The following is a 25,249-nucleotide window of genomic DNA, read 5'->3' as shown; positions in this document are numbered from 1 at the left end:
ACAGCTCGTCGCCCTACAGTGGCATCGGATCGATGTCGCAGTCTGCCCGGAGATTCTGCAGAGCGTTCAACGTGGCCGGGTGACGCGCGCCCAGCGCACGTCGAAGGCTCGCCAACGTGTCCGAGAGGATCCGGTCCGCCTCGCTGATCCGTCCGGCAGTCCGCAGATCCAGAGCCAGATTGACACTGCACGCGAGCGTTGACGGGTGCTCCGTGCCGAGGACCCGTTCCGATCGCGCGAGCGTGTCGGTATCCCGCTCGTAGGCCTCTTGAACCTCGCCCACCTTGAACAGGTCACTGGCGTAGTTGGTAGCGCAGATGAGGGTGACCGGGTGATCGGGGCCGAGCGTCTCCTCCAGCAGGGCCAGCGACTCCCGGTCGTGCTCCAGCGCTTTCTCGACCGCTCCGTCAAGCCGCAGCACCACCGCGAGATTGGTCCTGGCCGACAAGGTGTAGGTGTGCCGCTCGCCGAAGAGCCGCAGGTATCTTTCCAGCGTGTCTTCGCCGACCTTCTGGGCGCTCTGGAGGTCCCCGTCGTGGCGAAGGTCGACGGCAAGGTTCTGCGCGGTGGCGATCGTGTCGGGGTAATCCTCCCCGTAACGACGCTGATACTTGTCGAAGGTCTCACTGGAAAGCTCCAGCGCACCCGGGTGATCGCCGGCCTTGCGGCGGGTCACTGACAGCGCCCTGCCCATGCGCAGGGTCGCCGGTGCGTCGCGGCCGAAGACAGCGATGCTGCGCTTGTAGGCGAGCTCGTGCTCCTGCCGGGTGGCCATGTAATCGCCGGCCTCACGGCGGTCGATCATCAAGTTGTAGAGCGAGAGCATCGTCGCGTTGTCATCGGTGCCCAGAACGTTGATGCGCCGACGGTAGTTCTCCCGGTCGCTGCGCTCTGCCTCACGGAAATCCCCCAGGAACCGCAGGCTCACCCCGAAACTGTTCACGCCGTTCAGGGTGATGGGATCGTCCATGCCGAACGCGCGCCGGGCGACATCGACCGCACTGCGGTCCAATTCCTTAGCGGCCTTGAAATCGCCGCCCGCCCTCAGGTCGGCCGAGACGACCCACATCGCATCCAGGGTGCCCTCGTCGTCGCCGCCGAACGTCTGCCGGTATCGCTCCAGCGTTTCCTGGTTGAGCGTCCGCGCTTCCCGGTATTTACCATTGACGAAATACATCCAGCCGAGCCACTTCGCGACGCGCAAGGTATGGCCGTCGGCGGGGCCCCGGTCCATGACGCGATGAACGTGGGCCTGGGCGGACAACGCCTCGCTGCCCTCGTGGTCACCGAAGTAGAAGAGGTACTGCATCACGCCGAGAACGAGATCCTGGACCCGCGGATCGGGCGATGCGACCGCGCCGGAGGCATCGACGTGCGCGCGCAGGGCGCCGTATCGGTCCCACTGCTTCCGACCGCCCGGATCGTTCGGGTTCGCATTTGCCAGCAGAGTATGTGCGCCCTGACGCATCAGGTGCTGCTGATCCGGATCCATGCTGTCCGTCAGCACCAGGCGGATGAGGCGGTGGATCTGCAGCGTGTTGTCCCGGTGGTCGTACTTCGCCAGCCCCAGTCGCAGGATGTCGCGAATCACCCGGCCGGTGCTGTAGGTGTCACGCAGCGTCGCGTCGAGTTCCGGCGTGATTTCGGCCGCGCTCGAACCGGTGAACAGATTGCGCGAGATGGGCTCAGGCGCAAGGAATGAACAGACCTGCAGAAGTTGCAGCGCCGCAAGGTTGTCGACGGTGAGTTTCTCGAGGGACATGCTCCATGCCGCACGGACGGTGAGACGGTAGTCCGGTGGTGGGTCCACATCGAACAGCTCGAGCCGCTTCTCGCTCAGGAGCCGCAGATATTCCGTGGTGTCCATGCCGGTGGTCGCGCGCCAGGCGGAGGCCGCCTCGATCGCCAGCGGCAGGTCGCCGAGTGCCACCGCCAGGCTGTCCGCATCGCCGTCCGCGAGGTCGGGGTTCCTGTTCCGCAGGAAAGCGATGCTCTCCTCGCGGGTGAACACGTCGACCTCCAGCGCACGGGTGCCACGCTCCCATTCCGGGTTGCGTGAGGTGACGAGAATGCGTCCGGCACCACCGGTGGGGAAGAACTTCCGCACCTCCACCGGATCTTCGGCGTTGTCAAAAATCAGCAACCAGTCACGATAGGCCGTGCCTCCGGTGCTGAGCGCTTGTTTCACCGCCGGGACGGCAGCGTTGGCCTCGGGGCTGACATCGAGCTCCAGTCGCTGCGCGAGCTTGGTCAGCGAGGTCAAAATCTGGCCGATCTCCTCGGCGGGAATCCACCACACGAGGTCGAATTCGCTGCTGTGCAGATGAACGTATTCAATGGCGATCTGAGATTTACCGACGCCGCCCATTCCGTGAATCGCCTGGGGCAGAACCGCGGTTTCGCGGCGCATACTCAGCTCGCGGTGCAAATTGTCGAGAAACTCACCACGCCCGGTGAAGTCAGGGTTGCGCTGCGGCACGTCACCCCAGACCTGGGGAAGCTTCTCCAGGTCTTGCTTCGTGTCGGCGACCTGAGCCATATCTTCTCCATTCTCAACGCTCATGTCGCCATGAGTCACCGAAGCGGCCTCGACCTCCGCATCCGGGGCGCCCACGTCGAGACCATCGTGAGATGACCCGAGATTTATTTGCATTTCAGGCGTCAACATTACCCCATTTTGCGGGAGTAACGCACTTAATCGTCCGTTTTCCGAGACCGACGCGCCACCCTCCGGATCTGCCGCTTCGAGGGTGCCCGCAAGGGGTGGACCCGGGGCGGCGGCCGCCGCCCTCACCTCGGCGAAGACCTCATCCGAAAGCTCGAGCCGATCGGCGACCTCGGCGATCCACGTGGCAAGCTCAACGCGCAGCGGACCGTTCAGACCCGCCGTAGCACGGTGAGCGAAAATCAGCGCAGTCGCCACGTCGTCAGCGCTGCGCGCCGCCAGGCCCTCGAACACCTGGACCAAATCCCGCCGGCCCGGCGCAGCCTCCGGCAGGATGTCCCGGGCGAGCGGCTGCCACCACCCCGGATCGTCGGCCTCGGCCGCCGCCCGGCGGAGCAGCTCGTGCACCTGCTGCGTCTCACCGGGCAGCAGCAAACTGGCCAGCGATGCCGACTCCACCAGCGAGCCGACCAGTCGAGTGGCCGGCGCCTCCGGCGCCATCACCGCCAGCGCCTCCTTGAGGGCACGCAGCGCCCCTCGGGTGCCGATGCAGGTGAGCACTATTTCGATGACATGCGTACGGGCCTGGTCGCGTTCCGGCACATCCGGGAACATCCGCACATCGCGCCGAACGAGGTTGATCAACAAGCGCCGGTCCGCGAGGCTATGGGTGACAGGCACGTCGACCAACGCAGCGACGAGCGCCTTCCGGAGCTCTGCCGCCGGGTCTTTTCTGACGGCGTGAGTCACATCAGAGCCCCCAATGCGCTGACGAAGGTCGATGGACCCCATGCTCTACCCAAAGTGCCGATAACGTAAAGACCGATATGTGTCAGTCATCGCCTGAGGAAACCATAGATGACCACCACAGGACCTTCGGCAACCGACAATGCCCGCCGGGGAAAGCAATCAACACGCGGTTAACCGGTAACCTGCCCCTGCGCCGACTATGCAGCCGCGAACGAGAGAATAGCAGAAGAATTCGAACTCCAGCTCCTGAGTGGACGGTCCTATGCAAACGCCCACCAGGCGTTTCCGGCGGCGACGCCGGACGCAGCGGATACGCCTTCCGATCCGGATGTGGGCCGAGTTCGCCGTTGTCCGCTCCATGGGATCGCAGAATGTTGACCAACGCCGCGAGCCGACAAGGGGACCGGCTGCTCGCTACATATTGCTGAGCGCGACCACGAAGGCAGCGGCGGAGAGCACGGCCACGGCGGTGTAGGCAGCTGCTCCGGCCAGCAGTGCCAGCTTGCGGTTCTTCAACCAGGGACGGGCCAGCAGGTACGCGCCGATCGCGACAACCCACGCGACCACGGCCAGATACAGGATGAACATGAAGCTGAGGCCCACGGCCAACCCCGTGGCGACGGCGATCCCGGTGGCCGCACCCCGGCTCAAGTCACGGCGTACGACGAAGAAGGTGGCGGTGCCGGTCAGCAGGGCGGCGGCGGTGAAGAGCGACACGGTGAGATCCATGCGCTGCATAGTGACAACGGGTTTGCGGGAATGCTCGTCCTCGCGCCGATCTGCACAACGTCTCCACAACCGCCGCCGGGCGGGTCAGTTGCCGGAGATCTGCGGGCGGGAGTACGGCTTGGAGACGACTTCGACGTTGCTGAACCAGGAGGTGACGGTGACGCGGACCTCGGGGGTGCTGGGCACGCGGGGCACCGGGGCGAGGTGGAGGTTGCGGGAGGTGAACATGGCCGGGCCGCTCACGTCGACCTCGACGCCCTCGGGGACGATGATTTTGAGTTCGCCGAAGGTGCAGCTGCCGTCGATCTCGATGATGCTCTGGTCGGTGAGGATCTCGCGCAGGTCGAGCTCGGTGGCGCCGAAGACGGTGCGGACGGTCAGTTTCGGGGAGCGCAGGCGCCAGCGGCCGCGGCGTTTGACGTCGCTGAAGATGCTGACGACCCGGTCGACCGTCGTGGCGGAGCCCACGATCGGTGCGGGGGCGAGGTCGGCGGTGGCCTGCACGAGTTCGGCGGAGGTCGCCGCGGCCCAGACCGCACCCACCCGGACGCTGAATTCTTCGAGGGTCAGTTTGCCCTCGCCGCAGGCGCGCTGCAGCACCTCGGCCGCGCGGGCGCGGTCATCGTCGGAAGGGTCTCCATCGGACGGTGGTACCCGCATCGGCGTAGTCACGCTGCGATCCTAGGCGGTGCCGCACAGAAGGGGGCCGCCGCGGTGAGCGGCGGCCCCGGAGAAGCTATGCGGGGCGCAGGGTGGCCCAGCCGTCGTCGCGGGCGCGGGCCGTGCTCAGCAGGCCGGCCACCGCGGCGGCGTTGGTGATGTCGCCGCGCAGGACCATCGCGACCGCTTCGTCGAGCTCGATCCAGGCGAGTTCGATGTCGGCTTCCTCGTCCTGGCGCTCGTGGCGGTCGGCCTCGGGCACCGGGGAGAGGTCGCGGGCGAGGAAGATGCGGATGGTCTCCGCGGTGAAGCCCGGCGAGGTGTGCAGGTCGACCAGCAGGTCGTAGCGGGCTGCCACGAGGTCTGCCTCCTCGCCGAGCTCGCGGGCCGCCGCGGCGACGAGGTCCTCGCCGTCGACGTCGCGCAGGCCTGCCGGGAGCTCCCAGAGCTGGGTGCCGACCGGGTGGCGGTACTGCTTGATGAGTGCCACCCGGCCGACCTCGTCCAGGGCCACCACACCGACGGCGTTCTTGTTGATCACGACGTCGCGGTGGGCGGTGCCGCCGCTGCTCATGGTGATCTCGTCGGTGTAGACGGTGAAGATCGGGCCCGAGTATCGCTCCGTACGCGACTTGGTCTCGTGCTCGAAAGCGGTCATGAGGCGGCGACCGCGGTCTTCGAGGTGTCGGGCTCGGCGGACGGCTCGACCTGCACGGGCAGCTCGTCGGCAGCGTTGTAGTCGACCGCGGCCTTCACGAACGCCGTGAACAGCGGGTGCGCCCGGGTGGGGCGGCTCTTGAGCTCCGGGTGGGCCTGGGTGGCCACGAAGAACGGGTGCTGCTCGCGGTCGAGCTCGATGAACTCGACCAGGCGGCCGTCCGGGGAGGTGCCGGAGAACTTGAGGCCCGCGTCGGTGAGCTTGTTGCGGTACGCGTTGTTGACCTCGTAGCGGTGCCGGTGACGCTCGGAGATCTCCTCGCTGCCGTACGCCTCCGCGACCAGCGACCCCGGGGTCAGCGCGGCCGGGTACGCCCCGAGGCGCATCGTGCCGCCCAGGTCGCCCTTGCCCGCGACGATGTCCTCCTGGTCGGCCATCGTGGAGATGACCGGGTAGGGGGCCTGCTCGTCGAATTCGAGGGAGTTGGCGCCCTTGAGGCCTGCCATGTTGCGGGCCGCGTCGATCGTCATGCACTGCAGGCCCAGGCACAGGCCCAGGATCGGGATGCCGTTCTCCCTGGCGAACCGGGAAGTGTTGATCTTGCCTTCGATGCCGCGGATGCCGAAGCCGCCGGGGATCACGATGCCGTCGACGCCCTTGAGCGCTGCGGCCGCACCGGCCGGGGTGTCGGCGTCGTCGCTGGGGACCCAGCGCAGCTGCACCTTGGCCATGTTCGCGAAGCCGGCGGCGCGGATCGCCTCACTGACCGAGAGGTACGCGTCCGGCAGGTCGACGTACTTGCCGACGAGCGCCACGGTGATCGTGCGCCGCGGGTGGTGCACGCGCTCGAGCAGGTCGTCCCAGGTGGACCAGTCGACGTCGCGGAACGACAGGCCGAGCCGGCGCACGACGTACGCGTCGAGGCCCTCGCGGTGCAGCACCTTGGGGATGTCATAGATGCTCGGGGCGTCCGGGCAGGCCACGACGGCCTCACGGTCGACGTCGCAGTACAGCGACAGCTTGTGCTTGAGCTTGTCCGGGATCTCGCGGTCGCTGCGACACACGAGCGCGTCGGGCTGGATACCGATGTTGCGCAGCGTCGCCACCGAGTGCTGGGTCGGCTTGGTCTTCAGCTCACCGGACGGCGCGAGGTACGGGATCAGCGACACGTGCAGGTAGAAGACGCGGTCGCGGCCGATCTCGTGGCGTACCTGCCGGATCGCCTCCAGGAACGGCAGTGACTCCATGTCACCGACCGTGCCACCCACCTCGGTGATCACGACGTCCGGCACGCGGCCGAAGTCGTCGGGTGAGGCCATCGCGAAGATGCGCTCTTTGATCTCGTTGGTGACGTGCGGGATGACCTGCACGGTGTCGCCGAGGTATTCGCCGCGGCGCTCCTTGGCGATGACGGCCGAGTAGATCTGGCCGGTGGTGACGTTCGCCTTCGCCGACAGCGGGCGATCGAGGAAGCGCTCGTAGTGACCGACGTCGAGGTCGGTCTCGGCGCCGTCCTCGGTGACGAAGACCTCTCCGTGCTGGAAAGGGTTCATCGTGCCGGGGTCGACGTTCAGATAGGGGTCGAGCTTCTGCATGACGACCCGCAGCCCGCGTGCGGTCAACAGGTTGCCGAGGCTGGAGGCGGTGAGGCCCTTGCCCAGCGAGGAGGCAACGCCTCCGGTGACGAAGATGTGCCGCGTCTCGCGCACTGAAGGTGCCAAGGCCTGCTCCCGTGGTCGGTCAAAATAAAGTTGCAGACCGACGCCGACCCCAGATTCCCCAGAAAGCAGAGCTCAAAGCAGGCGCCATCCACGGGATTTCACGATAACACCTTGGTGGGACGACGCACGTTCGGGCTGGTCGTCGCGCGTGTCTCAAGTGGCGCTAACGTCCGTTTTGTCCGGCACGCGGCGGATAAGGCCGGGCCCGCCGGGGCCATCGGTCTCCCCCTCGGGCCGGGTCCGGTCGGCGGCGTGCTCAAGAACACGCAACGTGGTCAGCACGAGCAGCGGCACCGCGACGGCGGCTGCCGCACCGGCGACCGCGAACCCGGCACCCTGCAGCACCCCGGCACCGAGCACGGCGACCGTCGTGCCGCCCAGCGCCGCCCGCAGCGCCGGATGCAGACCGAAGACCCGGTTGAGGCCACCCCACGCCGAGAACTGGCTGAACGCGAGCATCATCGCCCCGGCGAGCGCCAGGATCGTCAGGGCACTGTCCAGGGCGTGCCCGCTGGACGCCGCGGCGCGTTCCATCGCCGGGCCGGCCGTGCCGTCGAGCAGCTCTCCGAGGAACTTACCGAGACTGCCCCGCTCCGGAACCGCGCGCTGCAGGTCGAGTGCGGCGAACCCGATGGTGACGGCGAGCCCGGCGACGGTGGCCCACGCGAACCGCGGGAACGTCAGCCAGCCGCCGGTGCTGATCGCGGCGGCCACACAGACCCCGCCGGTCACGGCTACGGCGCCGACCGGGTCCGCACCCAGGTACGGGCTGCCCACCATGATCACCGCGAACCCGCCGGCCAGGACCACCACGACGGGTCGCCACGGACGCCGTACGAGCTGCGCGACGCACCCCGCCACGACCAGCGCCCCGGCGACGAACACCCCGAGCCCGACGCTGCCCAGCCCGGCGTACCGCGAGCCTTCGATCGCTGAATACCCCGCCACGCCGTTGAGCTGGAGCTGCGCGCCCGTCATCAGGTCCACCCCGACCACGACCACGGCGACGGCCGCGACCGTGCCGAGCGGCCACAGCGTGCGCCCGTAACGCGGGGAGAACCGGATCGCCGCGGTACCGGCCGCGACGAACGCGAATGTCAGCGCCGCGAACACCAGCGTCGGGTGCCCGCTACGCCACCAGGGGACCGCGTCGGCGAGCAGCGCCGCCGGAATGGTCAGCCCGGACGCGATCAGCAGCACCTCGGTGATCCGCACGAGCAGCCGCGACGGGGACGCGGGACCGGTCGGCCCGGCATGCCGGCGCGCGCGCATCATCAGCGGCACGACGAGGATGAACAACGCGACCTGCAGCGCGGCCAGGCCGAGGTAGAACCGCCCGGTGACCCCGGACTGCGCGACGGCGCGCTGGTTGGCGTCGTGGGAGCCGAGCATCGAGGCGGCCGGTGATGCCGCACGACCGTCGACGACGCTGGCCGTACGCCCGCCGAACAGCCCGTCCGGCCCGGCCCGCCCGAGCGCGGTGAGGATCGTCGGGGCGAGGTCGACCAGCTGGACGTAGCCGTCGCGGCCGGTGCCCGCGGAGGTGAGCCAGCCACCCTGCCAGCCCGGGCCCTCCGCGATCGCGACGTGCAACCGCGCGGTGGTGTCGGTGTCCGAGACCCCGGCGATGACCATCAGGGAGTTGCGTGGGCGGGCGGCGAGGACCCGGGCGAGCAACGCGTCGGCCTGCGCGACCTGCGCCTGGCGGGCGGCACCGGACCCGGTCACCGTGCCGAGGTCGACGATGTTGAGCTGGCACAGGTCGAACACCCCGGCCAGGTCGTCGGGCAGGGTCGGCGAATACCGGTCGACCCGGCCGTACGGGCGGGCGGCGGCCACCGCGGCCCCCGTGCCGACGGCATACGTGCACCGCTGCGACTCGGCCAGCGCCCCGGGCACCGCGCCGTACGGCTGCGTGTCGTTGGTGCGCACCACGCCGGGCAGCTGCGGCAGGTTCGCGCCGATCTTGTCGGGCTGCTCCACGGTCGGGGCCATCGCCGTGCACTGCCCCGCGACGTTGCGGGTGCTCCACACCGAGAAGTTGCCCGCGCCGAGAGTCAGCCACCCGTCGTCGGGGCAGGTCGTCGCGTGGGCCGACCGCACGGACAGCCAGCCGACGGCCCCCGCGGTCGCCTCGTGCCACAGCGTCGGGGTGCGCTGCGGGTCCAGGTCGTCCCAGCGCAGCCCGGCGGCCCCGGCGACGATGACGTAGTCGGCGGTCTTGCCGGAGACCCCGGTGGCCGGGCGCAGTGTCAGCCCGGCGAGGCTCGCGGCGACGGTCAGCACGATCAGCAGGTAGGGCACCCACACCCGGCGGTCCCGGGCGATGGCGAACAGGGCTTTCACCCGCGGCTCGCCCGGCTGGTCTCGGTGACCGACGCGTACGCCGCGAGCACGTCCACCACCGTGTCGTGCTCGGTGGGCCACGTGGCGGCCTGCCGCGGCCCGCGCAGCGCATAGTCGGCGCGCCGCTCCGGATCGGCCAGCATCTCGCGCACCGCGGTGTCGAGGGCCTCCACGTCACCGGCCGGGATCAGCACCGCGGCGTCACCGACGAGCCCGGGCAGCCCGCCGACCGCCGTGGCGATGAGCGGCACCCCGGCCCGCAGCGCCTCCTGGGCGAACAGTTGCCGGGCCTCCCAGTCGCTGGTGACCAGCGCGATGTCGGCGCCGCCGAGCAGGTCGGGCACGTCGGTGCGGTGACCGAGGAAGTGCACCTTCGCGTGCAGCTCGGAGGCGCGCTGGGCGAGCCCCATGTAGCTCGGGCCGGACCCGGCCACGACGGTGACCGGGGCGGGGTCGATGTCACGCCACCGCGCGGCCGCCTCGACCAGCACGTCGTAACGCTTCTGGGGATGCAGGCGGCCGACGGACAGGACCAGCGGCGTGGCGGGGGCGAGGCGGAACTCCGCGCGTACGGCGGAACGGGATCTTTGGGGTGGGGCCGTCTCCAGGGCAGCGACCGGGGAGAGCCGCGCGTTGCGTGCCCCCAGCCCGACCGCGCGTTGCACCAGGTCGTCCGAGGCACCCAGGGTGAGGGTCGCGGAGCGGGCGACGATCCGCTCGACCAGCGCGGACGCACTGCCCCGCAGCCCCTTGGCGAGCACCGCGTTGTGCCACGTCACGATCAGCGGCGCACCGGGGCGAGCGAGCGTGGCGACGAACGCCGCCCGCAGCCCGTGCGCGTGGACCACATTGACGGGCCGGCTCGACAGTGCCCGGCGCATGGCCCGGATCGCGCCGGAATCCTGCGGGCCGGGGCTCGCCGGGATCTCCACCGGCAGGAACTCCGCACCCGCCGTCGTGAACCCGAACAGCTCGTCGTTGGCGGCGGGCCCGCACACCAGCACAGGGCAGCCCGCGGCGACCAGGCCGCGCACGAGCGACAGGACGTGCCGGCCCACCCCGCCGGTGCTGGAACCCAGCACGAGCGCCACGGATCCTCGCCACGCCGGCTGACTCACGAGCGTCCCCTCCTGGTGATCTTCTGGACGAGCGGCCGCAGATCACGGCGGTCCAGCGGGTACACCACCGCCACGAACACGACCGCGACCACGACTGCGCCAAGCATGCCCTGCAACAGGCTCGCCCCGGCTGCCGGGGTGCCGCCCAGCGCCCGGCCCAGGCCCTGCGACGCGGCCCATCCGGCGGCTCCGGCGGCGAGCGCGGCGGCGACACCGACGGCTGTCACCCTGCTCAGCCCGGCGAGTGCGGCCGGGCCGGCGTGGCGGCGCACGGCGAGCACGAGCAGCAGGCCGATGACCGACATACCGATCGCGTTCGCGGCGCCCAGCCCGGCGACCTGGTCCGGCTCGGCGAGCACCGCGCAGAGCACGATCGCGGACACCGCGGCGACGGCCCAGCCCACGGCGGTGGCGGCTGCGGCGGCGATGGTGGCGCCGCGGGCGTACAAGGCACGGGACAGCAGGGCGAAAAGTGCATATCCGACCAGGCCAGGTGCGAATCCGACGATGCCCGGGGCGGCCGACGCAGCTCCGATCAGGTAGGCGGCGGGCCAGGCGACGGCGGCAAGCAGCGCGGCGCCGAGGCAGGCCAGCAGCACCACCGTGCGCGCAGTGGACGACAAAGCTGCGACATATCCGTTTTCGTCTTGTTGCGCGTGCGACGCCGCCAGCCGGGGGTAGACAGCGGTCGACAGTGGCACAGCGAGCACTGCCCACGGCAGCAGGAACACCGTCTGCGCCGCGGTATAGATGGTCAGCGGGCCGTCGGCAGCCAGCAGGATCACCACCAGCACCATGATCTGCTGCGCGCCCACCGTCACCGCCCCGGCCCAGCCGAGCCGGACCGCCTGCCGCCCCTCATCGCCCGGGAACCGGTACGACGGGCGCAACCGCAGCTTCAACCGACTCAACGGGATCACCAGGCACAGCGCCAGCACGACCACCCCGGCGGTGGTCCCGGCCGACAACCACAGCTCACCCGGGCGGGTCAGGCCCGCGATGTCGCTGCGCGCCCCGTCGACCAGGGCATAACTCAGGTACGCGCCCATCACGGTCACCGACGACAACAGCGGCGCGATCACCGGCCACGCGAAGCGATGATGCGCCTGCAGCACCCCGGTCAGCACGATCCCGATGCCGTACAGCGGCAACTGCGGAGCGAACACCCGCAGCATCCGCGCGGCGACCTCCTGATCGGCGACCGGCACGTCGAGCAGCCCCGCGATCGGCCCGGCCAGCAACGCCACCAGGACCGCGAGCGGCACCATCAGGGTCAGCACCCAGGTGAGCAGCGCGGACGTGATCGCGCTGACGTCGTCCCGGTCCCGCCCGGCGATCAGCGGCACGACCAGACTGGCCAGCGCTCCCCCGGCGACCAGCTCGAACACGATGTTCGGGATGGTGTTCGCGGCGTTGTAGACGTTGCCCAGCCCGCCGGTGCCGACGGTATGCAGGAAGACGAAGGTGCGGCCGAACCCGGCGATGCGGGCCAGGACCGTCAGCACGGTGATGACCGCGGCGGCACCGGCGAGCCCGGTGGCCCGCGAGCGGGTGGCGGCGGTCACGGAGTCGGGCGCCGGCCCAGTGCGTCGGCCGCACGCAGCCACGGGGTGTCCTGGATGACCTTGGTGAAGCTGACCTTCTCGCTCGCCGCGGTCAGCCCGGCGAGCACGCTCAGCGCGACCGCCCGCCCGAACGGCCCGGTCTTCGCCACGAGCGCGACCCCGAGCAACGCACCCAGCGCGTTGGCACCGGCGTCACCCAGCATGATGTCCTCGCCCAGGTCGGCGCTCAGCAGCGCGGAGCTCGCCCCGAGCGTCCCGGCGGCGATCCCGCCCGCCCGGCCCACGAGCAGCGGCGCGCCGATGACGGTCCCGGCCTTGATCGCCCGGCCCGGCCGCAGATCGAGCAGGTTCAGAAGATTCGCGCTCCCGGCGATCACTCCCGCTCCGAGCAGCACATTCACCGTGCCTTTACGTACGCCCGGAGCCCGCGACAACAGCACCGACGCCGCCAGCCCCGCCGCACCCACCCCGGCGATCTTCACGAGTCCGCTGGTGACCCGCCCGTCCCGCAACGCCGCGAGGTGCCCCTTGAAGCCCTTCGCCGCCTTCTGCTCCGGCCGGTTGCCGACGATGTCGTCGTAGAAACCGACCGCCCCGGATGCGGCCCCCGCGACGACGACCGCCGCGGCGGCAGCGGCCCCCGGAGCACCCAGCGCGGCACCCAGCGTCGCCCCGGCCGCGAGAGCCGGACCACCCGCGAGGGTGACCGTGCGGCCGTGGAAGTTGGTGCGCTGCAGCTGACCGGCGTGCGGGTCGTGGCGGATCCAGGCCAGCGCGGCGCGGGCCGCGAGCGCCCCGAACCCGGACGACGTCACCCTGCCGGCCATGCGTGTACTCCCTGCGCTCGCCTCACCCACGTCATCGCGGGCCCACCGAGTGTAGGGGAACGACCCCAGCCTCAGCTGGCGACCACGGGGACGCGCGAGGTCGACCCGGCCGCGACGCCGTACTGACCGATCTTCCCGGCGACCAGCCGCTCGACCACGGTCAACGCGGTCGCGAGCTGGCCCTGCGGGGTGCTGGCGTTGTCCACCGTGGAGATCTTGACGACCAGCGCCGGGTCGCCGCGCACCGCGGAGACCAGGTTGCCGTCGCCGGAGCCGGTGCCGGCCACCACGACCGGGTGCTCCGCGGGCAGGAACCCGGTCAGGAACTGCCCCGTCAGGGTGACGGCGTTCTTGTTCTTCGCGGCTGCCTTGCTGTCCGACGGCGGCTGTCCCGACACGATCACGGTCGCCTCGGCACCCGGCACGATCTTGTCGCTGACCGTGATGTAGCCGGGCTCGGTGTACGCGGTGAGCACGGCGGTCAGGTCCGCGGGCGTCACCGCGACCGTCTTCGTCAGCAGTGACTCCGCCAGCAGCGCGCTGGACGTCTCGACCCCGTCGCTGTTGAGCGGCAGCACCTCGGACGGCACCGTCGGCTGCGACGCCCGCTCGGCGAGCTCCAGCATCTCCAGCGAGTTGTCCGGGTCGAAGAACTTGTCCTCGATCGAGACCTGCCCGGTGATGGTGGCACCGGCGGTGGTCAGCATCTTGGTCACGCCGTCGGCGTAGTCCTTGCCGGTGGGCAGCACGACGACCAGCAGGCGGCGGTTGGCCAGCTTGCCGTTGAGCAGCGCCGGCGACACCTCGGTGACGAACTCCTGGCTGCGGTTCAGCTCGTCGCGGTACTGGTTGGCCTGGTCGCGGTAGTTGCTGTTGTCCTTGTTCAGCGAGTCGACCCGGGCCTTGAGGTTGTCGGCCACGGGACCGTTGAGCGCGGTCGTGCCGACCACCAGGCCGATGGCCAGGGCGAGGAAGACCGCGGTGAGCGACACCACGTGGTACCGGAAGTTGATCACGCCAAAGCCTCTTGGTCCGTCTCGCTGTTAAAAGAGCTGTCCTAGTTGGAAGACCAGATTGTCCCACCACTCGGACACCACGGAGAGATAGGCCTTGCCGACGGTGGACACGGCCACCGCGGAGGCCAGCGCCGCGATCGCGGACAGCACGAGCAGCAGCAGCGACGACCCGGAGATGTTCTGCTTGTAGAGCCGGCTCACGCCCTTGGCGTCGACCAGCTTCCCGCCGACCTTGAGCCGGGTCAGGAACGTCGACGCCATGCCGCCGCGGCCCTTGTCGAGGAACTCGACCAGGTTGGCGTGCGTGCCCACCGCCACGATCAGCGTGGCGCCCTTGTCATCGGCGAGCAGCATCGCGAGGTCCTCGCTGGTGGCCGACGCCGGGAACGTGATCGCCTCGACCCCGAGCGCCTGCACCCGGGCCAGACCCGGCGCGCGCCCGTCGGTGTAGGCGTGCACGATCACCTCGGCACCGCAGCGCAGCACGTCGTCGGTGACCGAATCCATGTCCCCGATGATCATGTCGGGGGTGTAGCCGGACTCCACCAGCGCGTCGGCGCCGCCGTCCACGCCGATCAGCACCGGCTTGAACTCCCGGATGTACGGGCGCAGCACGTCGAGGTCGGCCTTGTAGTCGTAACCGCGCACCACGATCAGCACGTGCCGGCCGGCGACCTTCGTCTCGACGTCGGGCACACCGACACCGTCGAGCAGCAGCTCACGCTCCTGCTTCAGGTAATCCATGGTGTTCGCCGCGAACGCCTCGAGCTGCACCGACAGGCCCTCACGGGCGTCGGCCATCGAGGCCGCGACGCTCTGCGCGTCCTGCCGGATGCCGGTGGCGACCGCCTCGCCGTTCAGCAGGACCGCGTCGTTCTCGATCGCGACGACGTCACCCTCGCTCAGCCGGTCGAACAACTCGTCACCGAGATTGTCGACCAGCACGATGCCGGCCTGGACCAGCACCTCCGGCCCGAGATTGGGGTAACGCCCGGAGATCGACGGCTTCGCGTTCAGCACCGCGGCGACCCCGACGGCGACCAGCGAGTCGGCGGCGACCCGGTCGATGTCGACATGGTCGATGACCGCGATGTCACCCGGGCGCAACCGCCCGACCAGGCGCTTGGTCCGGCGGTCGAGACGAGCGGTGCCGGACAGGTCCCCGGCTTCGACACTCCGGGTCCGGCGCAAGGTGGGAAGTCGCATCCACGCCATCCTGACACGCCGGATCGAACGCCTCGCACCCGACATGCACAACGTCACCCCCGAAAGGGGCATGACCGGCCAACCCCCCACCTATTGCCGAGTCGTTCAGCCCCGCTTCTCACGGTCCGCAACCGCCAGCAGCTCCTCGGCATGCGCGATGCCGAGATCCGAATCCGGCAGACCCGCCAGCATCCGGGCCAGCTCCCGCGCCCGGTCGGTCTCCTCCACGATCTTCACCCCACTGGTGGTGATCGCGCCGCCGGTGTCCTTCTGCACCACCAGGTGCCGATCGGCGAACGCCGCCACCTGCGGCAGGTGGGTCACGACCAACACCTGATGGGTACGCGCCAAGCGCGCCAGCCGCCGTCCGATCTCCACCGCGGCCTGACCACCCACACCCGCGTCGACCTCGTCGAACACCAGCGTCGGCGGCCCACCGGCACCGGCGAACACGACCTCGATGGCCAGCATGACCCGCGACAGCTCGCCGCCCGACGCGCCCTTCTGCAACGGCAACGCCGGTGCGCCGGGGTGCGCGATCAACCGGATCTCGATCTCGTCGGCGCCGTCCGGGCCGACCGCGAGCTCGTCGATCACCGGCTCGTCACGACCCGCCGTGCGCGCCAGCACCGCGATCTCCACCCGCGAGTGCGGCATCGCCAGCCCGGCCAGCTCCACCGTCACCTGCTCGGAGAACCGCCCGGCCGCCTCGACCCGCGCCGCCGTCACCCGGCCCGCCAGCTCGGCGACCTGCGCCGCCAGCCGCACCCGCTCCTTGTCGAGCTCCTCGAGCACCTCGTCGGAGGTGTCCAGCAGCGCCAGCCGGGAACGGGCGTGATCGGCCCACGCGATGACGCCCTCGACGTCGTCGGCGTACTTACGGGTCAACGCCCGCAGCGCCGCGCGCCGCTCGTAGATCGTCTCCAGCCGCGCCGGGTCGGCGTCGAGCTGACTCAGATAGGCCGACAGCTCCGAGGACACGTCGGCGACCAGCGTCGCCGCCTCCTCGATGCGCCCCGCCAGCTCCGCCAGCGCCGGGTCGACCGAGGCCTGCGCCTCCAGGGTGCGCTTCGCGGTGCCCAGCAACTGGGTCGCGTCGAGCCCCTCGTCGGTCTCCTCCACGCCACCCGCGAGAGCCTGCCCCGCCAGCGCCGCCGCCGTGCGCAACCCCTCGGCGTGCTCGAGGCGCTGCACCTCTGTGCGCAGATCCTCGTCCTCACCCGGCTGCGGATCCACCCGGGTGATCTCGTCGAGACCGAGCTTCAGCAGCTCGGCCTCCTGGGTGCGCTCGCGGGCGTTGCGGCGCCGGTCGGCGAGATCGTCCACCACCGTGCGCCACTGCGCATACACCTGCCGGTAGGTCTCCAGCAGCTTCTCGTGATCCGGGCCCGCATAACGGTCGAGCTGCGCCCGCTGCTCGGCCGGGCGCAGGATCCGCAACTGGTCCGACTGCCCGTGCACCGCGACGACCTGCTCACCGACCTCGGTCAGCATCGCCACGGGCATGCTGCGCCCGCCGACGTGCGCCCGCGACCGGCCCTCGATCGTCACCGTGCGGCTCAGCAGCACCGAACCGTCGTCGTCGACCTCGCCGCCGGCGTCCGTGATCCGGGCCTGCACCGAAGCGGCCAGCCGCCCGTCAAGCCGCAGGCGGCCCTCCACCACCGCGCGCCCGGGGTCGGCGCGCACTCGTCCGGCGTCGGCCCGGCCCCCGAAGAGCAGGCCGAGACCGGTCACCACCATCGTCTTACCCGCGCCGGTCTCGCCGGTTATCGCGTTCATGCCCGTGGTCAGCCGCAGCGTCGTGTCATCAATGACGCCGAGCCCGGTGATCCTGAGTTCCTCCAGCACAGGGCGAACAGTATCGGTGCCCACCGACAATTGCCCACCGGCATCCCACCGAAGACGACGCTGATCAGCGTCGATTACCCCGCCAGCCCTCCACCGGCAGGTGGAACTTGGCCACCAGCGTGTCGGTGAACGGCTTCGGGTTCAGCCGTACCAGCCGCACCGGAAGATCACCACGATGCACCGTGACCTGCGCACCCGGCGGCAGATCCCACGTACGCCGCCCGTCGCAGCACAACGTCGCGAACGACGTGTACGGATCGACGGTCAGCACGAACGTCGACGTGGGCGCCGTCACGATCGGTTTGCTGAACAACGCGTGCGCGCTGATCGGCACCAGCAGCAGCGCCTCCACCTCCGGCCACACCACCGGACCGCCCGCCGAGAACGCGTACGCCGTGGAACCCGTCGGTGTGGCGCACACAACACCGTCACACCCGTACCGTGACAGCGGCCGCCCGTCCACGTCGACCAGCAGCTCGAGCATCTGCGCCCGCTGCCCCTTCTCGACGCTGACCTCGTTGAGCGCCCACGAGTCGGCGATCAGCCGCCCGTCGTACTCCGCCCGCACGTCAAGGGTCAGCCGTTCGTCCACCGTGTAGTTCCCGGCGACGATGTCCTTCACGGTCTGGTCGATGTTCTGCAGCTCCGCCTCGGCCAGGAAGCCGACCTTGCCGAGATTGATCCCGAGCAGCGGCACCTTCGCCGGGCGCGCCAGCTCGGCCGCGCGCAGGAACGTGCCGTCACCGCCGAGCGCGAACACGATCTCCACGCCCTCGGCCGCGTCGGGATCGTCCACCGGGGTGACGCCCGGCGGCAGCTCCAGATCGTCGACCTCCTCGGCGATGACCTTGACCTCGAACCCGTTCGCGACCAGATCCCGCGCGACCGTCTGCGCGTACTGCGTGCTCTGCCGCCGCCCGGTGTGGGTGACCATCAACGCCGAACGGCTCATGAGGGCCCTGCTCCGGCACGCAGCGAACCGGGGAAAACCATCACACGTCCTCCAAGGGGGGCGAAACCGGCGTCGATGCCGGCTCGCCGGAACTTACCTCGCCGGACGGCCCCGCTGCGACCACCGCGCGTACTCGCTCAGGATCAGCCGGTGATGCGTCCCGGCGGAACCACACGAAGAACTCCACATTGCCGCTCGGACCCGGCAACGGACTCGCCGCCACCGACGCCACACCCAGCCCCAGCTCCGCCGCCGTCGCGGCGACGTCCAGCACCGCCTCCGCCCGCAGCCGCCAGTCCCGGACCACACCCCCGGTGCCGACCCGCTCCTTGCCGACCTCGAACTGAGGCTTCACCATCAGCGCCAGATCACCGTCGACAGCCGTACAGGCCGCCAGGGCGGGCAACACGAGCCGCAACGAGATGAAGGACAGATCGGCCACCGTGAGTGCCACCGGGCCTTCGATCATTTCCGGCGACAACGTACGCACATTCGTGCGCTCCATCACCACCACCCGATCATTGGTACGCAGTGGCCACGCGAGCTGCCCGTAACCGACGTCCACGGCGTACACCTTGGCAGCCCCGGCACGCAGCAGCACATCGGTGAACCCGCCGGTCGACGCCCCGGCATCCAGGCACCGCCGGCCCTCCACCTCGAGGCCCTCGAACGCCTTCAACGCCCCGTTCAGCTTGTGACTGCCCCGGGAGACGTACTCGTCAGCCGGGTCCTCCCCGGTCACCACGACCGGATCGGCCGGGTCGATCATCGTGGCGACCTTCTGCGCCACGGAGCCGCGCACCTGCACCCGGCCGGCCGCCACCAGCGTGGCGGCCTGCTCCCGGGACCGGGCAAGTTTGCGGCGTACAAGTTCGGCATCGAGCCGCGCGCGACGAGCCATCAGCGATCGATGCTCGCCAGCGTCTCCTGCAGCACCTGATGCGCGGCTTCGTACTCGGCGAGCTGGTCGGCGGGAGCGAGCGTGGCGGCATTGGCAAGCGACTGCAGAACAGCGTCAACGGCGGGATGACCGGTCGTCTCCGACCCGTCGAGCATCCCCTCGGTGACCTGCGACGGGGCCTGAGCCTGCGCCGGCTGCGACTGCACCGGCCGCGACTGGGGCGCATAGGACGGAGCGGCGGGCTGGAATCCTCCCGGACGCGGCCCGCCCGGCGGCGGACCGGGCCGGAACCCACCGGGCATCGGCCCCGGCCGCGGCTGCTGCGGCTGCTGATTCGGGTAACTCACGACGTGCCCTCCGGAGCGCTGTCATTCGGGGCGGTCCACTGCACCGGCGCCGCCTTCTTCACCGGCGCGGCCTTCTTGACCGGCACGGCCCTGTCGACCGGCGCGGCCTTCTTGACCGGCGCTGCTTTATTGGCCGGCGCTGCTTTCTTCGCCGCGGCCTTCGAGGCCGCAGCCTTCTTCGCCGCGGGTGACGTCGGCGGCAGCACCGTCTCGGCGGCGGCAGCCTTCACCGACGCGGTAGGCGCGGCCATCGTCCCCGCCGGCTCAGCCGAGGGAGTGACCGTCGCGGCCTTGGCGGCCTTCGCCACCTTCGTGGCCTTCGCGGGAACAGCCTTCTCCGGCGCGGCCTTCGCCGGACCGGCAGTCGCAGGCGTCGGCGTCGGCGTCGGCGTCGGCGTCGGCGTCGGCGCAGCCGCTCCCGGCACTGCCTTCTTGGCAACCGCCTTCTTCGCGACGGCCTTCTTCACCGGCAGGACCGGCGAGACCGGCGGGGCCTTGGAAACGGGCGGGGCCTTGGAAACGGACGAGGCCGCGGAAACGGGCGGGGCCGGTGGCGTGACCGTGGCCGGGCCCGGCTCGGCGAGCGTCACCCCGGCACCGTCCGCGCGCTCCTGCGCCTCGCGAAGCTCCTTCTCCAGATCCTTGACCCGCGCGGTGAGGTCGGAGACCTCCTCGGCGGTGGCCAGCCCGACCCGCCCGAGGGCCTTGTCCACCTCGTAACGCACCAGGTTCGTCAGCGCCTCCCGGTTGGCCACCCCGGTGGACATCAGATCCTCGACCAGGCCCTGCAGCTGACCGGCGGTCGCGCCGCCCTTGTTCAGCAGCTCACCGGCGACCTTCTGCGCCCTCTTGCGCGGTGCCTCCGTCAAGCCGAGCGCCATCTCCAGATACGCCCGCCATGCGTCCTGCATCTCGCCCACACCCCTCTCGCGCTGCGCCTGCGCTTTCGCTGGTGCCACGCTACCGGGCTACCCCGCACGCCCGTCGGGTACCGTGCGTTACGAGATCAGGTGTCGTGACAAGGAGCGTCCGCAATGGCCACCGTGGAAGAGTGCCGTGAGGCCCTGAGCAAGCTCGCTGCCCGTCTCGACGCCAACGCGGAGACCCGCGGCAAACTCGACCTCGACCGCACCCTCGCGTGCCGGGTCCCCGACCTGTCGACCGCGTTCCACGCCCGCCTCGAGGGCGGCCGGCTCGTCGACATCACCGACGGCGACGACCCCAAGGCGAAGATCGCCCTCACCGCGGCCAGCGACGACCTCATCGCCCTGCTCACCGGCCGGCTCGACGTCACCAAGGCGATCGCCTCCCGGCAGGTCTCGATCAAGGCGAACCCGTTCGACCTGCTGAAGCTGCGCAAACTGCTGTAAAACGAGAAATGGGCCGCGGGAAGCCCCGCGGCCCATTCTCACCAGAACTAGAGACCCCACTGCTCCAGCAGCTTCGCGGCCTCGTCCGAGCCGGCCGACGCCTTGCCGCCACCCCACACGAAACCGGCCAGCAGCCGCAGCGCGTCAACCGGCGTACCCGAGCCTTCGAGCCGCCCGTCGCTCAGCCGCCAGCCGCCCGCCTCGCCGCCCGTCACCGGGATCCGCGCGTCCTCGGCCGGAGCGAACAGCCCCGACAGATCCGCGGCCACGTAAGTGGGCCGACGCGACTCCGGCGCGGACAGCAGTTCGGCCGCGTCACTCACACCGGTGAGCACGAGCAGGCTGTCCATGCCCGCACCGACCGCGCCCTCGATGTCGGTGTCCAGCCGGTCACCGACGGCCAGCGGACGCTGCGACTTCGACAGCGACGCCGCCGTCTCGAACAGCGCCGGCGCCGGCTTGCCGACCACGAGGTCCGGCTCGCGGTCCAGCGCCGTCCGCAGCACCGACACCAGCGAACCGTTGCCGGGCAGCGGGCCGCGCGGGCTGGGCAGCGTGCGGTCGGTGTTCGTCGCCACCCACAACGCCCCGGCCCGAACGGCGAGCGCCGCCTCGGCCAGGATCTTCCAGCCCACGTCCGGGCCGAAGCCCTGCACCACCGCGGCCGGCTTGTCGTCGAGACTGTCCACCGGCGTCAGGCCCGCGTCGCGTACTTCCGCACGCAACGCCTCGGCACCGACCACCAGCACCGGAGCACCGGCCGGCAACTGCTCGGCCAGCCGGGCCGCGGCGGCACCGGCCGAGGTCAGGACCTCAGCCGACTCCGCCGACACACCCATGCCGTTGAGCAGGCTCGCGACGTCAGCCGCGCGCCGGGACGCATTGTTCGTCGCGTACGCGATGGGAGTGCCGTCCGCACGCAACTGCGTGACGGCCTCCGCAGCGCCGGCGATCGGCTTGTCGATCAGATAGACGACCCCGTCGAGGTCGAAGATGACCAGGTCGTACCCGTCGACCAGCCGCCCGCTCACTCCTTGTCCCCCGCCTTCGCCTGCTCAGCCTTGCCGGCATCGGCCTTCTCAGCATCGGTCTTGGCGGCGAGGTCGTCGGCGTCGGCACCGGCGAGGTCACCATCGGTCAGCGCCTCGGCGTCGTCATCCTCGTCCTCGGCGGCGACAGCGGCGAGGTCGTCATCCTCGTCCTCGTCGTCATCCTCATCGTCTTCGTCGTCGTCCTCGTCGATCCCGGCGTCGACGTCCTGGTCGAGCTCGTCGTCCAGGTCCTCGTCGTCGTCATCGTCGAGCTGCGCCTCGGACCTGGTGTCGGCGCCGTCCTGCGCGTCGTCCTCGTCCTCGTCGTCCTCGTCGCCCTCGATCGACACACCGTCGAGCTCGAGCAGGCGCTCCGCGGCGTCGGTCATGCCGTCATCGTCCGCCGCAGCGGCCCGCGAGAACCACTCCCGAGCCTCGTCACGCCGGTCGGCGGCGAGCAGAGCATCCGCGTACGCATACCGCAGCCGGGCCGCCCACTCGGCGTCCGCCTCCGTGGTCAGCTCCTTGACCTGGAGCATCGCCACCGCGGCGTCGTTCTGGCCGAGGTCGCCACGCGCACCGGCAGCCACGATCAGCAGCTCGATGGCGCCGGCCTTGTCCAGCGTCTCCTTGTCGGCACCCCGGAAAAGATCGATCGCCCGTTCCGGACGACCCAGGGCCCGCTCACAGTCGGCCAGCTCGGCCAGGTGCGTCTGCTTACCCGTCATCCGGTGGTACGTGCGAAGCTCCGCGATCGCCGTGGTCCAGTCACCCGCGGCGTACGCGGCCAGCCCGACAGCCTCCCGCACCACGGCGATCCGCGACGCGAGCCGCCGTGCGGCAATTGCGTGCAGCAACGCCAGCTCGGAATCCTCGTCGATGATCTGCCCAGCGGCCACGAGGTGCCGCGCCACCGCGTCAGCGGTCTCCCGCGACAGGCTCAGCAGCTCGGAGCGCACGTCCTTGTCCAGGTCGGTCGCCGCGATGTCATCGGGAATCGCGGGAGCCTTGAACGCGGTCGGGTCATCCTGGGGCCGGTCCTGCGGAGTCCCCTGCGCATCGCGCGCCGAACCCCGGTTGCCCTGGTAACCACCCCGGTCGCCGCCACCCTGGTATCCACCACGGTCGCCGCCCCGGTCCCGGTCGCCGCCACGGTTGCCCTGGTAGCCGCCACGGTCGCCGCCACCCTGGTAGCCGCCGGTCGAAGCGCCACGGTCCCGGTCGCCGCCACGGAAGCCACCCTCGCGGGTGCTGCTGTCACGGTTGCCCTGGTAACCCGGACGGTCGCCACCACTGCGGAACCCGCCACGCTCGCCACCGGCCGAGGAGCCCCGGTCACGATCCCCGCCACGGAACCCACCGCGGTCGCCACCACCCTGGTAGCCGCCGCTCGAAGCACCGCGGTCCCGGTCGCCGCCACGGAAGCCACTGCTCTCGCGAGGGCCGCTGTCACGATTGCCCTGGTAACCCGGACGGTCACCGCCACTACGGAAGCCGCCACCGGCCGAAGAGCCCCGGTCACGATCCCCGCCACGGAACCCACCGCGGTCGCCACCACCCTGGTAGCCGCCGCTCGATGCACCACGGTCACCGCCGCGGAAGCCACCCTCGCGAGGGCCGCTGTCACGATTGCCCTGGTAACCCGGACGGTCACCGCCACTGCGGAAGCCGCCACGGTCGCCACCGGTCGAACCGCCACGGTCTCCGCCACGGAAGCCACCCCGGTCGCCACCACCCTGGTAACCACCACGGTCGCCGCCACGGTCCCGGTCGCCGCCACGGAAGCCGCCTTCACGCGGTCCACGGTCGCCCTGGGGCCGGTCGCCGAACGAGGGACGGTCACCGGAAGGCCGGTCGCCGCGGAAGCCGCCGCCGGTGCGGTTGCCCGGACGGTCGGAACCACCGCTGCGGAACCCGCCACGGTCGCCGCCACCCTGGTAACCGCCACGGTCCGAACCGCCACCGCTGCGGAAGCCACCCTCGCGGGGGCCACTGTCACGATTGCCCTGGTAACCCGGACGATCGCCACCACTACGGAAGCCACCACCGGCTGAGGAACCACGGTCACGGTCGCCGCCACGGAAACCGCCCCGGTCACCGCCACCCTGATATCCGCCACGGTCGCCGCCGGTCGACGAGCCCCGGTCACGGTCGCCACCACGGAACCCACCGCGGTCGCCGCCACCCTGGTAACCGCCGCTCGAAGCACCGCGGTCACGGTCACCGCCGCGGAAGCCACCCTCGCGAGGGCCACTGTCACGGTTGCCCTGGTAACCCGGACGGTCACCACCACTACGGAAGCCACCACCGGCCGAGGAACCACGGTCGCGGTCGCCGCCGCCCTGGTACCCACCACGGTCGGAGCCGCCGCTGCGGAAGCCGCCACGGTCGCCGCCACCCTGGTAGCCGGGACGGTCGCCACCACTACGGAAGCCACCACCGGTCGAAGAGCCACGGTCACGGTCGCCGCCACGGAAACCGCCGCGGTCGCCACCGGTCACGCCACGGTTGCCCTGGTAGCCGCCACGGTCCGAGCCGCCGCTGCCGCCACTGCGGAAGCCGCCACGATCGCCGCCACCCTGGTAGCCGCCACGGTCCGAACTGCCACCGCTGCGGAAGCCGCCACGGTCGCCGCCGGTCGAGGGGCCACGGTCACGGTCGCCACCCCGGAAGCCGCCGGTGGATCCGCCGCGGTCGCCGCCACGGAAGCCGCCCCGGTCGCCACCACCCTGGTATCCACCACGGTCGGAGCCGCCACGGTCCGAGCTGCCACGGTCGGGGCCGCCGCTGCGGAAACCGCCGCCCGAGCCACCACGGTCGCTCTGGAAGCCACCGCGGCGCGGGGCTCCTCGGTCTCCGCCCCGGTCACCCCGGTCGCCGCGCGGTCCTTCGGAGCCGCCGTCGCGAGCGCGGCCGGACCGGGCCTCGTCGTCGCGGTTGCCGCCATCCTGCGGTCCTGGGTTCACGGGTCATTTCCTTCCAAGGTTCGGCGTGGCCGGCCACGAGGGCCCGGTCGCCGGAGCAGATCAACTACAGGGGGCATTCACTTGCACGTCGTGCCGAGCTCTCGCTCTTGACTTGTCGAGCTCTCGCTCTGTCCTGCTCACGTTCGGTCTTGCTCGGTCTTGCTCTTGCTCGGTCTTGCTCACGTTCGGTCTTGCCCGGCACCGCGGCGCGCTCGAGGCACGCCGACGGGCGTCCGTACAACGCTACTAGGCGCTGAACGCAGAAAAGCAGTCGAGGGCCAACCCCATCCGGGGAAGGCCCTCGACTGTACGTTGAGTCCGGCGGCGTCCTACTCTCCCACACCCTCCCGAGTGCAGTACCATCGGCGCTGGAGGGCTTAGCTTCCGGGTTCGGAATGAGACCGGGCGTTTCCCCTCCGCTATAACCACCGAAACAGCTATCAGCGTTAAACCATCAACCCAGCCCAACAACATGACGTTGTTTGGGGGGATGGTTGTTTGCTGTGAATCACACAGTGGACGCATAAACGCTTTTACAAGAGCTCACATGGAGCGTCAAGTTTAGGGTGG

General features: G+C 70.5%; 18 protein-coding genes, 1 rRNA gene and 1 pseudogene. 1 reads left to right on the top strand and 19 read right to left on the bottom strand.

Going from position 1 to position 25,249, the window contains the following annotated elements; translation table 11 throughout:
* Positions 1-13: 13 nt before the first annotated feature.
* From fxsT to Aco04nite_RS49050, 16 genes and pseudogenes are all read right to left on the bottom strand, one after another.
* Positions 14-3,457: an FxSxx-COOH system tetratricopeptide repeat protein gene (fxsT, locus tag Aco04nite_RS25450; RefSeq protein WP_212999775.1), complete on the bottom strand. Its 3,444-nt coding sequence runs from the start codon at positions 3,455-3,457 to the stop codon at positions 14-16.
* Positions 3,458-3,829: 372 nt separating this feature from the next.
* Complete coding sequence (locus tag Aco04nite_RS25445) at positions 3,830-4,144, bottom strand: hypothetical protein (RefSeq protein ID WP_212999774.1); 315 nt, start codon at positions 4,142-4,144, stop codon at positions 3,830-3,832.
* An 84-nt stretch (positions 4,145-4,228) separates the two neighbouring features.
* Positions 4,229-4,816 (bottom strand): DUF1707 SHOCT-like domain-containing protein, encoded by a 588-nt coding sequence (locus tag Aco04nite_RS25440; RefSeq protein WP_244876282.1) that lies wholly within the window; start codon positions 4,814-4,816, stop codon positions 4,229-4,231.
* A 64-nt stretch (positions 4,817-4,880) separates the two neighbouring features.
* Positions 4,881-5,462, bottom strand: coding sequence for an NUDIX domain-containing protein (locus tag Aco04nite_RS25435; protein WP_212999773.1), 582 nt, complete (start codon positions 5,460-5,462; stop codon positions 4,881-4,883).
* Positions 5,459-7,183, bottom strand: coding sequence for a CTP synthase (pyrG, locus tag Aco04nite_RS25430; RefSeq protein ID WP_212999772.1), 1,725 nt, complete (start codon positions 7,181-7,183; stop codon positions 5,459-5,461). Before pyrG ends, Aco04nite_RS25435 begins: the two co-directional genes overlap by 4 nt.
* Before the next feature lie 153 nt (positions 7,184-7,336).
* Positions 7,337-9,529, bottom strand: a complete 2,193-nt coding sequence (locus Aco04nite_RS25425) for a hypothetical protein (protein ID WP_244876281.1) — start codon at positions 9,527-9,529, stop codon at positions 7,337-7,339.
* Positions 9,526-10,620, bottom strand: a complete 1,095-nt coding sequence (locus tag Aco04nite_RS25420; protein ID WP_438874939.1) for a glycosyltransferase family 4 protein — start codon at positions 10,618-10,620, stop codon at positions 9,526-9,528. The genes Aco04nite_RS25425 and Aco04nite_RS25420 overlap by 4 nt, the downstream gene beginning before the upstream one ends.
* A 23-nt stretch (positions 10,621-10,643) precedes the next feature.
* Entirely contained in the window at positions 10,644-12,212 is a 1,569-nt protein-coding gene (gene murJ, locus Aco04nite_RS25415; RefSeq protein ID WP_212999770.1) for a murein biosynthesis integral membrane protein MurJ, read from the bottom strand.
* On the bottom strand, positions 12,209-13,039 hold the full coding sequence (locus Aco04nite_RS25410) for a hypothetical protein (protein WP_212999769.1): 831 nt from the start codon (positions 13,037-13,039) through the stop codon (positions 12,209-12,211). Before Aco04nite_RS25410 ends, murJ begins: the two co-directional genes overlap by 4 nt.
* Positions 13,040-13,110: 71 nt before the next feature.
* Positions 13,111-14,055 carry a copper transporter gene (locus Aco04nite_RS25405; protein WP_212999768.1) on the bottom strand — a complete coding sequence of 315 codons (945 nt, stop codon included), beginning with the start codon at positions 14,053-14,055 and terminating at the stop codon, positions 13,111-13,113.
* Between the two features lie 27 nt (positions 14,056-14,082).
* Entirely contained in the window at positions 14,083-15,261 is a 1,179-nt protein-coding gene (gene steA, locus Aco04nite_RS25400; protein ID WP_203843335.1) for a putative cytokinetic ring protein SteA, read from the bottom strand.
* A 105-nt stretch (positions 15,262-15,366) separates the two neighbouring features.
* The gene (recN, locus tag Aco04nite_RS25395) at positions 15,367-17,112 is read right to left on the bottom strand and encodes a DNA repair protein RecN (RefSeq protein ID WP_212999767.1); all 1,746 of its coding nucleotides are present in this window, start codon (positions 17,110-17,112) and stop codon (positions 15,367-15,369) included.
* A 64-nt stretch (positions 17,113-17,176) separates the two neighbouring features.
* Positions 17,177-18,064, bottom strand: a complete 888-nt coding sequence (locus Aco04nite_RS25390; RefSeq protein WP_212999766.1) for an NAD kinase — start codon at positions 18,062-18,064, stop codon at positions 17,177-17,179.
* A 40-nt stretch (positions 18,065-18,104) separates the two neighbouring features.
* A complete protein-coding gene (locus tag Aco04nite_RS25385; protein ID WP_212999765.1) occupies positions 18,105-18,965 on the bottom strand; it encodes a TlyA family RNA methyltransferase in 861 nt (286 codons plus the stop codon).
* The gene (locus Aco04nite_RS25380; RefSeq protein ID WP_244876280.1) at positions 18,965-19,171 is read right to left on the bottom strand and encodes a hypothetical protein; all 207 of its coding nucleotides are present in this window, start codon (positions 19,169-19,171) and stop codon (positions 18,965-18,967) included. Before Aco04nite_RS25380 ends, Aco04nite_RS25385 begins: the two co-directional genes overlap by 1 nt.
* A 479-nt stretch (positions 19,172-19,650) precedes the next feature.
* A pseudogene (locus Aco04nite_RS49050) lies at positions 19,651-20,223 on the bottom strand (phasin family protein); the annotation flags it as partial.
* A 123-nt stretch (positions 20,224-20,346) separates the two neighbouring features.
* On the opposite strand from Aco04nite_RS49050, the gene Aco04nite_RS25370 reads away from it, so the two are divergent.
* Positions 20,347-20,682 (top strand): SCP2 sterol-binding domain-containing protein, encoded by a 336-nt coding sequence (locus Aco04nite_RS25370; RefSeq protein WP_212999763.1) that lies wholly within the window; start codon positions 20,347-20,349, stop codon positions 20,680-20,682.
* A gap of 47 nt (positions 20,683-20,729) precedes the next feature.
* Here Aco04nite_RS25370 and Aco04nite_RS25365 read toward each other — a convergent pair whose 3' ends face one another.
* The 3 genes from Aco04nite_RS25365 to rrf all read right to left on the bottom strand — a co-directional run bounded on the left by Aco04nite_RS25365 (position 20,730) and on the right by rrf (position 25,112).
* Positions 20,730-21,713, bottom strand: a complete 984-nt coding sequence (locus Aco04nite_RS25365; protein ID WP_212999762.1) for an HAD-IIA family hydrolase — start codon at positions 21,711-21,713, stop codon at positions 20,730-20,732.
* Positions 21,710-22,627, bottom strand: a complete 918-nt coding sequence (locus tag Aco04nite_RS25360) for a Replicase polyprotein 1ab (RefSeq protein ID WP_244876298.1) — start codon at positions 22,625-22,627, stop codon at positions 21,710-21,712. The genes Aco04nite_RS25365 and Aco04nite_RS25360 overlap by 4 nt, the downstream gene beginning before the upstream one ends.
* Positions 22,628-24,995: 2,368 nt before the next feature.
* Positions 24,996-25,112, bottom strand: a 5S ribosomal RNA gene (rrf, locus tag Aco04nite_RS25355).
* Between the last annotated feature and the right edge of the window lie 137 nt (positions 25,113-25,249).

It is taken from the genome of Winogradskya consettensis, from assembly GCF_018332715.1.
GTDB classification, from domain to species: Bacteria; Actinomycetota; Actinomycetes; order Mycobacteriales; family Micromonosporaceae; genus Actinoplanes; species Actinoplanes consettensis.
Note: the sequence above shows the minus strand (reverse complement) of the source record. Positions and strands in the feature narration are given on the sequence as shown.